This is a genomic window from Endozoicomonas sp. ONNA2 (genome assembly GCF_024606365.1).
In the GTDB taxonomy this organism is placed as follows: Bacteria; Pseudomonadota; Gammaproteobacteria; order Pseudomonadales; family Endozoicomonadaceae; genus Endozoicomonas.
The window spans coordinates 1-10,626 of the sequence record NZ_JAHHPO010000864.1; the positions used below are offsets into that span (position 1 = coordinate 1).

Genomic DNA, 10,626 nt, shown 5'->3' on the forward strand with positions numbered 1-10,626 from the left:
ACGACCGGCTTCCGAAGGTTTCAACGTCTTCTGAAGTTACGGATTCAGGTTATATTCAATCCAAAATTGAGGATGAAACTGGAAAATCTGCATCAAAACGAACTCTGGGAAAGATCGTAAAAAAATTAGGGCTGGTATACAAAAGATTCCGTAAATCATGCAAACATAAACGAAACGAAGAGCAGTTCAGGCGCTGCCAAACCGCACTCGCAGACGCTCAGGAAGCCGAACGTAAAGGGTTAATCAACCTGTTTTATTTTGATGAGTCCGGATTTAGTCAAGAGCCGTGTGTCCCATACGGATGGCAGGAAAAAGGGAAACAGCTGAGAATCCCTTCAGTAAAATGTAAGATTAATAGGGATGAAAGCACGAACTAGAGAACAGGTTTGGGACTCTACTTGATAAATCAACCGGACTTAATTGATTATAGATAAGGAGGCTGTGTAATCAGCCGCTTTTTATAGGGAGCCTAAGGGGGGTGGCTTATGAAGGGACTGTTAAAATTTGGCCTATTCGGCTTTCTGCTTGTTTTGTTTGTCAATGTGATTGCTACAGGTTCACCGAGCTTTATGGCGCTTTACCTGTACTTTATCGTGTTCATGTTGCTATTTCTGTTTGTTGCTACGATAAAAGCCACCGCATCTTTTTTCAGGTCATTTTTTTCACTTATGGATAAGAAAATTGCGCCTGATAAAATTGATCAAAATAAAAGCAGTCAGCCAGATTATGATGCCGGTGATGATCATCAAAAGCATGACGACTATCGTCAGAATGGTGAAACACAGAAGCGGAAAAACTATACCGAAACTTATCGTGATGAAAAACAGGCACCTGCTGAAACTACAAACAAGCATGATGGATCTAAAAGCGACTACTATTATGATCGGCTAAATTGCCCGATTTATCAGGGTGTTGATAAACGCAGCTCACCCGCACCACAAAGCACAGTGGATTCTGAGTTTGAAGAGATTAAAGCGTCGTTTAACGATCACAAAGATGCCGGAGACTTTGGTGAGGCCAAAGTAAGAGCAGTGCTATCCAAGCTAAAGGGAAAAGTGATCTATGGTTTTATTGGCAGCCAGAATATTTTTTATGCAGGTAAGAATTTTGAGATTGATTTTGTCATAAGTGTGCCTGGGGTTGGTTTTATTATGGCTGAGGTGAAATATCATTCTGGCCAGATTTTCTGTGACAACAAGCCGATGTGGAGGCAGATCAAAACCAACGGTTCAACCTACGATTATAAAAATGCTTCAAAGCAGATCATTAGAACCCGGGGGTTATTCAAGAGATTGCTGACCGATCATGACATAAACAAATGGCCAATAAAAATGGTGGTAATCTATGCTCATGAAAATGCGGTGATCTATCCGGCAATGAGTCCAGACAACCCACAAACCGATGTGGTTAAGCTGGAAAACTTGGAGTCGTGGATCAAAAAACTGCCAAGAAACGATCAGATCAGCATGACCAGAGAGGAGCATAAGCAAATAGAGGCGCTTATAGAAAGACACCATCGGAAATACGAAGCCGCGTAGAAGGGAAAGCAAAAAATGAAAAACAAGAAATTCTTCATTCTGATGAATGTGGCACTGCTGATCCTTGGCGGACCTGTGGCGCTGATTTTGGGTGGCATTGCCAGTGTGCTGCTCTATAAACTGGCTGACTCGCCTTTAGAGGAAACTGATTTTTCAGGCCATAGCACCGGCTTTGACCATCCAGACAGTGACAATGGTTTTAACGACAGTTTTGATGATGACTCGTTCAGTCATAGCAGCTTCGATTCATCGTCGTCTTCTTTGTTTGGTGAAGATAACGTCATTAATTCTTCATCAATGCATAGCTTTAATGATGACGTTTTTTCCAGCGGCCCTATCATAAATCCTGCCACGGGTCTACCGATGATGGACGACAGTATCGGTGGTGTTGATGTAGGCGGAAGCCTGTATGGTACGGATATAAATGACTCGTTGGGTTCCGATATGCATGACTCTTTTAGTTCATCATTTGATGATTCATTTGGCTCTTCATTCGATGACAGTTTCAGTTCGGGGGGAATAAGCAATGACTGGTAAAGTAACCGGTTTTCTGATACGGATTCCTTAATGTCCACCCTGAGTTTGCTCCTTGACTGGTCAGGACATAAAAAAACCGGCAAAAGCCGGTTTTTTTATGTCCGCACAGTGGTTGCAAAACTCAGGCAGTCGCCAGGGCCTTGATCTGGGCGTTCAGGCGGCTCTTGTGACGGGCAGCCTTGTTCTTGTGGATGATGCCCTTGTCGGCCATACGGTCGATGACCGGTACCGCGGCAGTGAAGGCCACTTTGGCGGCTTCAAGGTCTTTGGTGTCGATCGCCTTGATCACTTTCTTGATGGAAGTGCGGACCATGGAACGCAGGCTGGCATTGTGCTGACGACGGTTTTCAGCCTGACGGGCGCGCTTGCGGGCAGAAGGAGAGTTAGCCATTTTGGTGCTCCTGAAAAATCAAATTCGTTCGGGTTGTCTCAGGGCAGCTTTGGGGCACCCTGTATGGAACTTGCGCAGGACAGGTGTTTGCCGCAGTTACTGTCAATGCCCCGGGTAAGACATTGCCAGCCCATATCCCACTTGATCCAGCCCAAGGCTGTTTCAAGCTCAAGCTATTTAGCCGCCGAACTATGCCGACTCAGGCCGGTCTTGTCAATACGCCATACTGTCTGCAGGGCTGTAGCTCTGCCGGACGGTGGCGTTTTCGGCAGTCTGGACGGTGATGCTATTTATGGATAAAGCCAACGATTTTCACAATAAATGTGGCAATCACTATTACCTTGGATATGATTGAGCGTTTATTCTTATGCTTTTTAATTCAATTGCAACATGAGTGATTCCAATAACAGTCCGCCATCCAGTCAGCCTGAACCAAAAAAACCGGGACTGCTGAGATCCAGCCTGGTGGTGGGGATAATGACCATGCTCTCCCGGGTGCTCGGTCTGGCCAGGGATGTGGTGGTTGCTGGCTACTTTGGCTCAACCGCGTCAGCGGATGCTTTTTTTGTGGCGTTCAAAATCCCGAACTTTCTCCGTCGCCTGTTTGCCGAGGGGGCGTTTTCCCAGGCCTTTGTGCCGGTACTGTCGGAATATCGCTCCCGAAGACGTTTTCCCGATGTGCGCGCACTGGTCAGCCGGGTAAGCGGGACCCTGGCCGGGGTATTGCTGCTGGTGACGGTGGTGGGTGTTTTGGCGGCTCCTGTACTGATCCGGCTGTTTGCGCCCGGTTTTATTAATGAACCGGAAAAACTGGCGCTGGCCGGTGATATGCTGCGGATTACCTTTCCCTACCTGTTGTTGATTTCCCTGACGGCCCTGGCGGGCTCAATCCTGAACACCTATGGGCGATTTGCGGTACCGGCATTTACTCCGGTGCTGCTCAATCTGAGTTTGATTGGCTCAACGCTGCTGCTGACGCCCTATTTTGCCCAGCCGGTCATGGCGCTGGCCTGGGGGGTCGCCATAGCGGGTATTGCCCAGTTGTTACTGCAAATGCCATTTCTATTGCAGATTCGCCTTCTGCCCATGCCCACGTGGGGGCCGCAGGATGAGGGCTGCCGCCGGATCATGAGGCTGATGGTGCCAGCGCTGTTCGGAGTGTCTGTCAGCCAGATCAACCTGCTGCTGGATACGGTGCTGGCCTCTTTTCTGCAAACCGGCAGTGTCTCCTGGCTCTATTATTCTGACCGCTTATCCGAGCTGCCACTGGGGGTGTTTGGTATCGCCATTGCCACGGTGATTCTGCCCAGCCTTTCCACCAGACATGCCGAAGCAGACAGCGGGCATTTCTCCAGAACGCTGGATTGGGCCATTCGCCTGGTATTGTTGATCGGTGTGCCGGCGGCTGTTGCGCTGTTTATCCTGGCCGGGCCATTCATCGCCACCCTGTTTGACTATGGGGAGATGACGGACCGGGATGTGTTGATGTCTGCCATGAGTTTACAGGCCTACGCCCTTGGCTTGATTGCCTTTATGTTGATCAAAGTGCTGGCACCGGGTTATTTTGCCCGTCTGGACACCAAAACGCCGGTAAAAATTGCCATCAAGGCGATGGTGGCGAATATGGTGTTTAACCTGATTCTGGTATTCCCGCTGCAACACGCCGGGCTGGCGCTGGCCACTACCCTGTCGGCTTTTCTGAATGCGGGCTTGCTTTATCGTGGTTTGGAACAGTCAGGGGTTTATCAGCCTGCAAAGGGCTGGCTACTGTATTTTGCCCGGCTGCTGGCGGCTAACCTGGCGATGGCGGCAACGCTGGTCTGGCTGGCCGAGGATATTGAATTGTGGTTGGACTGGTCACTATGGGAGCGAGTATCCCAGACTGGCTTGCTGGTTCTGTCAGGGTTAATGGTTTACGTCATTGTGCTTTTGGTCAGTGGTGTCAGGCCCGGGCAATTCAGGCATTAACCATAAGGTTCCTGGCTGTTTTTCCAACTCAGTGACCCATGGAACCTGCTGGGGTATACTGCCCGGCTTCGTCGTTAAGTCAGCTTTGCCAGATTGGGCAGTCTATTCTCGGACAGCCTCCCGGGTAAACATATTGTCTTGAATACAGGAAGTAAAGGAGTCCGGGCCTCTCCATGCAGTTGATCCGCGGGTTGCACAATATCAGGCCAGAACATCAAGGGTGCGTGGCCACCATCGGTAATTTCGATGGTGTGCATGTGGGCCACAGAACCATTCTTGAAGCCCTGAAACAGCAGGCGTTTGAGCTGGATGCCAGGGTATGTGTCATCACCTTTGAGCCCCAGCCCAGAGAGTATTTCCAGGGTGATACGGCACCACCGAGGTTGTCCAGCCTGCGGGAGAAGCTGGCGCTGCTGGCGGAAAATCATGTGGATCAGGTGCTCTGCCTGCCTTTCAATGACCGGCTGCGCAGCCTCAGTGCGGATGAGTTTGTCTTCCGTGCCCTGGTCGCAGGTCTGGATATTCGCTACCTGATTGTGGGCGATGATTTTCGCTATGGCTGTGACCGCAAAGGCGATTTTACCCATCTGGAACGGATGGGGGAGCGCTACGGTTTTGAGGTCTGTGATACCCAGACTGTACTAATGCAGCAGGGGCGTATCAGCAGTACCCGCATTCGTGATGCACTGGCGCAAAACGAGTTTGCCGAAGCGGAACATATGCTGGGTCGGCCATTCACCATGGTTGGCCGGGTGGTGAAAGGGCAGCAGCTGGGCAGAACCCTGGGCTTCCCCACGGCGAACATCCGGGTATGTCGTCGGCGCCTGCCTTTGCAGGGGGTGTTTGCTGTTCGTACCCTGGTGGCTGGCCACCGTTTTAATGCGGTTGCCAACCTGGGCGTCAGGCCATCGGTAGCGGGTGTCAAACCCCTGCTTGAAGTCCATATGCTCGACTTCAGGGGGGATCTGTATGATCAGACCCTGCAGGTAGAGTTTGTTGAAAAGATCAGGGATGAACAGAAATTTGAATCGCTGGAGGCCTTGCGGGCAGCGATTGCCAATGATATCGAATCAGCCCGCAAGATTTTTGGTTATTAGTAGAGTTCCGGTAAATAACTTATGTCTTCAGAAAAGTCTTCAGAAAAGTCCGACTACAAGCATACCCTGAATTTGCCACAGACCGATTTTCCGATGCGCGGCAATTTGGCCCAGCGTGAGCCAAACATGCTCAAGCGCTGGTATGACATGGATCTCTACGAAGCAATTCGCAAGATCAGCCAGGGGCGGGCCAGGTTTATTCTTCATGATGGCCCACCCTATGCCAATGGTGATATCCACATTGGCCATGCCGTTAACAAGATCCTGAAGGATATTATCGTCAAAGCCAAAACCCTCAGTGGCTACGATGCCCCTTACGTGCCGGGCTGGGACTGCCATGGCCTGCCCATTGAGCATAAGGTTGAGGGTATGCTGGGCAAGGCGGGGGACAAAGTGGATGTCAAAACCTTCCGCAAAAAGTGCCGTGAATACGCCGCCAAACAGGTGGATGGCCAGCGGGAGGACTTCAAACGCATGGGGGTGTTTGGCGACTGGGACAGGCCATACCTGACCATGGATTTCCAGACCGAAGCGGACATCATCCGTGCCCTTGGCAAAATTGCTGCCAATGGCCACCTGGTCAAGGGCTATAAGCCGGTTTACTGGAGTGTTGTCGGTGGCTCTGCCCTGGCTGAAGCAGAGGTGGAATATCAGGATAAAACCTCGACCCAGATTGATGTGCGTTACGCTGCCATTGATGAAGCTGATCTGTTAAGTGCATTTACTTTTGAGGGTGGTTTGGCACAAGGCTCTTCAGAAGAGCAGGGTAAAGGCGAGGTAGCCGTGGTTATCTGGACCACCACGCCATGGACTCTGCCATCCTCCCAGGCGGTCAGCATGGGGGGCGAGCTGGATTATGCCCTGGTGCAGTGTCAGGTTAATGGTGAGCCTGCCCGCCTGATTCTGGCGGAAGCCCTGGTGGCCAGTGCCATGCAGCGCTATGGCATGGCAGACTACACAATCATTGCCCGGGCAAAGGGCGCTGCGTTTGAAAACAAGCAAGTGGCCCATCCATTCTATGACCGGGAACTGCCGCTGATACTGGGTGACCACGTCACCATTGACGCAGGTACCGGTAATGTCCATACGGCACCTGACCACGGTGTTGAAGACTTTACCGTAGGTCGTCAATACGGTATCGGTACCCTCAATTATCTGGACGACAGTGGCTATTACCGTGCCAACGTAGAACGGTTTGCCGGTGAGCACGTCTACAAGGTTGACCCTAAAGTTGTTGAGGTGCTGGTTGAGAAAGGCCGACTGCTGGCCCAGGAAAAAATGACCCACAGCTACCCCCACTGCTGGCGCACCAAGACACCCCTGATTTTCCGTGCCACACCCCAATGGTTTATCAGCATGACCAGAGAACATCTGCTGGATACTGCCATGGAATCCCTGAAAGGTGTCGTATTTACCCCGGAGTGGGGCCGTAACCGGATGGCAGCCATGCTGGGCCAGAGCCCGGACTGGTGTATCTCCCGCCAGCGCACCTGGGGTGTGCCGATTGCCCTGTTTATCCATAAAGAGACTGAAGAGCTGCATCCGGATACTCAGGCACTGATCGAACAGGTCGCGCTGAAAGTTGAACAGGAAGGGATGGACGCCTGGTTTGATCTGGAACCGGCGGACATGCTCTCGGCCGAGGATGCCGGGCAGTACGTGAAAGTGACCGATACGCTGGATGTCTGGTTTGATTCCGGTGTCACCCACTATTCGGTGCTTGAGCGACGTAAGGATCTGCAATTCCCTGCTGACCTCTATCTGGAGGGGTCTGACCAGCACCGTGGCTGGTTCCAGTCTTCCCTGAAAACCAGTATTGCCATGCATGGTGTGCCGCCCTACAAAGGCCTGCTGACCCATGGCTTTACCGTGGATGCCAATGGCCGGAAGATGTCCAAGTCCCTGGGCAATGTGATTGCCCCCCAGAAGGTCTTCAAGTCCCTGGGCGCTGATATCCTGCGTCTCTGGGTCTCTACCACCGACTACACCTCAGAGATGACCGTTTCTGATGATATCCTCAAGCGCACCGCAGACAGCTATCGTCGTATCCGCAATACCGCACGCTTCCTGCTGTCCAACCTGACCGGTTTCAACCCAGCAACCGATGGGGTTGCCTGGGACGATATGCTGTCTCTGGATAAGTGGGCTGTGGATCGGACCCTGAGACTGCAAACTGAAGTGGTGGAAGCTTACAACGGCTACAACTTCCTCTCGGTCTACCAGAAAGTTCATAATTTCTGTTCACTGGATCTTGGGGGGTTCTATCTGGATATCATCAAGGACCGTCAATACACCACGGGGCAGAACAGTCTGGCCCGTCGCAGTTGTCAGACCGCGATGTACCATATCATTGAGGCCTTCGTCCGCTGGATGGCACCCATCACCAGCTTTACCGCCGATGAAATCTGGGAAGCGATGCCCGGCCAGCGTGGTGCTTCTGTGTTCCTGGAAACCTGGTATGAAGGGCTGAACAGTCTGGAAGGTGATGAGCTGGGTCGTGAGTTCTGGAATACCATTCTGGAGGTGAAGACAGCGGTTAACAAAGCCCTTGAAGATGCCCGGGTGGCGGGCACCATCGGTGGCTCTCTGGAAGCGGAAGTGACCCTGTTTACGGATGATGCGCTGCAGGACAAACTGAACCGTCTGGGTAATGAACTGCGCTTTGTGCTGATTACCTCGGCGGCTACTGTCAAGCCACTGGCTGCCGGGGGTGATGCTGCGGTGACAGAGCTGGCAGGGCTCAAAGTGCTGGTTGAGAAGTCCGGGCACAAGAAGTGCGAGCGTTGCTGGCATCGCCGTGAAGATGTTGGCACCATTGCCGAACATCCGGATCTTTGCGGTCGTTGTGTCGAAAACGTAGAAAGCAGTGGCGAACAGCGGCTATTTGCCTGATTTTAACGGTAGGCATAAAAAATACCCGGCCAGTTCCGGGTATTTTTTTGGACAGTAGTCTACCTTGTTAGCTGTTGTAATGAGGTAAATTCTTATCGATTTCGGTAATTCGCACTATCCCCCGGCGGTTCTGGACACTTAGTATTAACAAGACTCACTGAATGATATGGATTTTTTAGCAGGAACCGGCCATGCAGAGTAATACTTCAGGAAAACTTCACTGGCTCTGGCTCAGTGCCATCGTGTTCGGTCTTGACCAACTGACAAAATGGTGGGTAAATCAGGAATTTTCCCTGTACCAGCAATTATCGGTATTGCCATTCTTCTCCCTGACCCTTGCCTACAATACCGGGGCGGCATTCAGTTTCCTGGGGGATGCGTCCGGTTGGCAACGCTGGTTTCTCAGTGGTGTGGCCATTGTCGTCAGCATTATGCTGGTGGGTTGGTTGAAGCAGCTTCGCCCGGGGGAAAACTGGCAGGCGTGCTCCCTGTCATTGATACTGGGTGGTGCGTTGGGGAATTTGATTGACCGGTTGTTGCACGGGCATGTCACCGACTTTCTGTTGTTCTATTACAAAAACTGGTATTTTCCTGCGTTCAACCTGGCGGATACGGCCATTACAGTGGGAGCCGCCATGTTGATTCTGGATATGTTCCGGAGCAATCCTTCGGTGGAAAGTAGCGTTAACGATAAATAGAAGAGCAGGAGCGAGTCACGGTGTCAGCAGTAATCGAGAAAGGCAGCAAGGTCACTCTGCATTTTTCCCTGAAGCTGGATGACGGGAGTGTGGTGGACAGTACGCCAGCGGAAAAACCGGCATCTCTGGTTATCGGTGACGGTAATCTCCCGGAAGGTTTTGAAGCAACGCTGCATGGCCTGGCTTCTGGTGAAGGCCGGGTCTCCCGGATTCCTCCGGAAAAGGCGTTTGGCATGCCAAACCCCAACAATGTGCAACGCCTCCCCAGAGGGAGCTTTGCTAGCGGGGTTGAGCTGGAAGAAGGGCTGGTGATGTCCTTTACGGATGCCGCCAACAGTGAGCTTCCCGGCGTGGTCCGACATGTTGATGATGACATGGTTGAAGTTGACTTCAATCACCCTCTGGCAGGCCGACACCTGACCTTTGAGGTGCAGATTCTGGACGTACAGACGCCTGGTTAAAACCATACATACGTAGCGACAGAAAAGGTTGGTGATTCCCCTATGAAAATCAAACTGGCTAATCCCCGTGGCTTTTGCGCAGGTGTGGACCGTGCCATTGAGATCGTCAACCGGGCGCTGGATGTTTTTGGCCCGCCGATTTATGTCCGTCATGAGGTGGTCCACAACAAGTTTGTGGTGGAAAACCTGAAGGGGCGCGGGGCAATTTTTGTCGATGAGCTGGACCAGGTTCCGGACGATGTCATCGTTATTTTCAGTGCCCACGGAGTTTCCAGAGCCGTAGAGGATGAGGCACAACGTCGGGGCCTGAAGGTGTTTGATGCCTCCTGCCCGCTGGTTAAAAAAGTTCATATGGAAGTGGTGCGCTACTCCCGCGATGGCATGGAGTGTGTCCTGATTGGTCACCATGGGCATCCGGAAGTGGAAGGTACCATGGGGCAGTATGACAGGCGAAACGGTGGTGCCATGTATCTGGTTGAGAACGAAGATGATGTCCGTGCCCTTGAGGTAGCCGATCCATCCAGACTGGCCTATGTCACCCAGACCACACTCTCCATGGATGATACCGCCAGGGTAATTGAAGCCCTGCGTCTCAAGTTCCCTGAGATTCAGGGGCCACGCAAGGACGATATCTGCTATGCCACCCAGAACCGGCAGGATGCGGTAAGGATTCTGGCACGGCAGTCTGATCTGGTATTGGTGGTGGGCTCCGTTAACAGCTCAAACTCCAACCGTTTGCGAGAATTGGCCGAGCGCACGGGCGCCCGGGCTTATCTGGTGGATAGTGCCGACGATATCAAACCGGGATGGCTGGTGGACAAGGCATCCATTGGGATCACAGCAGGTGCATCGGCACCGGATATTCTGGTTCAGGGCGTTATCGAGCGACTGAAAGAACTGGGGGCAGAATTACCCGAAGAGCTGGGCGGCAAAGAAGAGAATATTGTCTTTACCATGCCGAAAGAGCTGCGTTTGAAAGCGGTTTCAGACTAGGAGGCTGTCCGAGAATAGACTGCCCTACTGCGGTGGCAGCAAATTGGTCTA

At 52.0% G+C, this 10,626-nt stretch carries 9 protein-coding genes and 1 pseudogene; 9 read left to right on the forward strand and 1 reads right to left on the reverse strand.

What is annotated here, in order from left to right; translation table 11 throughout:
* The 3 genes and pseudogenes from KDK14_RS15340 to KDK14_RS15350 form a co-directional block, all read left to right on the forward strand.
* Nucleotides 1-377, forward strand: a pseudogene (locus tag KDK14_RS15340) (hypothetical protein); the annotation flags it as partial.
* A 108-nt stretch (nucleotides 378-485) separates the two neighbouring features.
* Nucleotides 486-1,538, forward strand: coding sequence for a nuclease-related domain-containing protein (locus KDK14_RS15345; RefSeq protein ID WP_257266046.1), 1,053 nt, complete (start codon nucleotides 486-488; stop codon nucleotides 1,536-1,538).
* A 15-nt stretch (nucleotides 1,539-1,553) separates the two neighbouring features.
* Nucleotides 1,554-2,075, forward strand: a complete 522-nt coding sequence (locus KDK14_RS15350) for a hypothetical protein (RefSeq protein WP_257266047.1) — start codon at nucleotides 1,554-1,556, stop codon at nucleotides 2,073-2,075.
* Nucleotides 2,076-2,196: 121 nt separating this feature from the next.
* Here KDK14_RS15350 and rpsT read toward each other — a convergent pair whose 3' ends face one another.
* Nucleotides 2,197-2,466 (reverse strand): 30S ribosomal protein S20, encoded by a 270-nt coding sequence (rpsT, locus tag KDK14_RS15355; RefSeq protein ID WP_257266048.1) that lies wholly within the window; start codon nucleotides 2,464-2,466, stop codon nucleotides 2,197-2,199.
* 390 nt (nucleotides 2,467-2,856) lie between these two features.
* Between rpsT and murJ the strand changes: the two genes are divergently transcribed.
* The 6 genes from murJ to ispH all read left to right on the forward strand — a co-directional run bounded on the left by murJ (nucleotide 2,857) and on the right by ispH (nucleotide 10,575).
* Entirely contained in the window at nucleotides 2,857-4,434 is a 1,578-nt protein-coding gene (gene murJ / locus KDK14_RS15360; protein ID WP_257266049.1) for a murein biosynthesis integral membrane protein MurJ, read from the forward strand.
* A gap of 173 nt (nucleotides 4,435-4,607) precedes the next feature.
* Nucleotides 4,608-5,531: a bifunctional riboflavin kinase/FAD synthetase gene (gene ribF / locus KDK14_RS15365; protein WP_257266050.1), complete on the forward strand. Its 924-nt coding sequence runs from the start codon at nucleotides 4,608-4,610 to the stop codon at nucleotides 5,529-5,531.
* A gap of 21 nt (nucleotides 5,532-5,552) precedes the next feature.
* The gene (gene ileS / locus KDK14_RS15370) at nucleotides 5,553-8,423 is read left to right on the forward strand and encodes an isoleucine--tRNA ligase (RefSeq protein WP_257266051.1); all 2,871 of its coding nucleotides are present in this window, start codon (nucleotides 5,553-5,555) and stop codon (nucleotides 8,421-8,423) included.
* Nucleotides 8,424-8,614: 191 nt separating this feature from the next.
* On the forward strand, nucleotides 8,615-9,121 hold the full coding sequence (lspA, locus tag KDK14_RS15375) for a signal peptidase II (protein ID WP_257266052.1): 507 nt from the start codon (nucleotides 8,615-8,617) through the stop codon (nucleotides 9,119-9,121).
* A gap of 20 nt (nucleotides 9,122-9,141) precedes the next feature.
* Complete coding sequence (gene fkpB / locus KDK14_RS15380; protein ID WP_257266053.1) at nucleotides 9,142-9,582, forward strand: FKBP-type peptidyl-prolyl cis-trans isomerase; 441 nt, start codon at nucleotides 9,142-9,144, stop codon at nucleotides 9,580-9,582.
* A 42-nt stretch (nucleotides 9,583-9,624) separates the two neighbouring features.
* Nucleotides 9,625-10,575, forward strand: coding sequence for a 4-hydroxy-3-methylbut-2-enyl diphosphate reductase (gene ispH / locus KDK14_RS15385; protein WP_257266054.1), 951 nt, complete (start codon nucleotides 9,625-9,627; stop codon nucleotides 10,573-10,575).
* The last annotated feature ends 51 nt before the right edge of the window (nucleotides 10,576-10,626 follow it).

Excerpts from the sequence above, each read along its gene's own strand:
- KDK14_RS15345 (WP_257266046.1), top strand. The coding sequence starts at position 486 with ATGAAGGGACTGTTAAAATTTGGCCTATTCGGCTTTCTGCTTGTTTTG.
- KDK14_RS15350 (WP_257266047.1), top strand. The coding sequence starts at position 1,554 with ATGAAAAACAAGAAATTCTTCATTCTGATGAATGTGGCACTGCTGATC.
- rpsT (WP_257266048.1), bottom strand. The coding sequence starts at position 2,466 with ATGGCTAACTCTCCTTCTGCCCGCAAGCGCGCCCGTCAGGCTGAAAAC.
- murJ (WP_257266049.1), top strand. The coding sequence starts at position 2,857 with ATGAGTGATTCCAATAACAGTCCGCCATCCAGTCAGCCTGAACCAAAA.
- ribF (WP_257266050.1), top strand. The coding sequence starts at position 4,608 with ATGCAGTTGATCCGCGGGTTGCACAATATCAGGCCAGAACATCAAGGG.
- ileS (WP_257266051.1), top strand. The coding sequence starts at position 5,553 with ATGTCTTCAGAAAAGTCTTCAGAAAAGTCCGACTACAAGCATACCCTG.
- lspA (WP_257266052.1), top strand. The coding sequence starts at position 8,615 with ATGCAGAGTAATACTTCAGGAAAACTTCACTGGCTCTGGCTCAGTGCC.
- ispH (WP_257266054.1), top strand. The coding sequence starts at position 9,625 with ATGAAAATCAAACTGGCTAATCCCCGTGGCTTTTGCGCAGGTGTGGAC.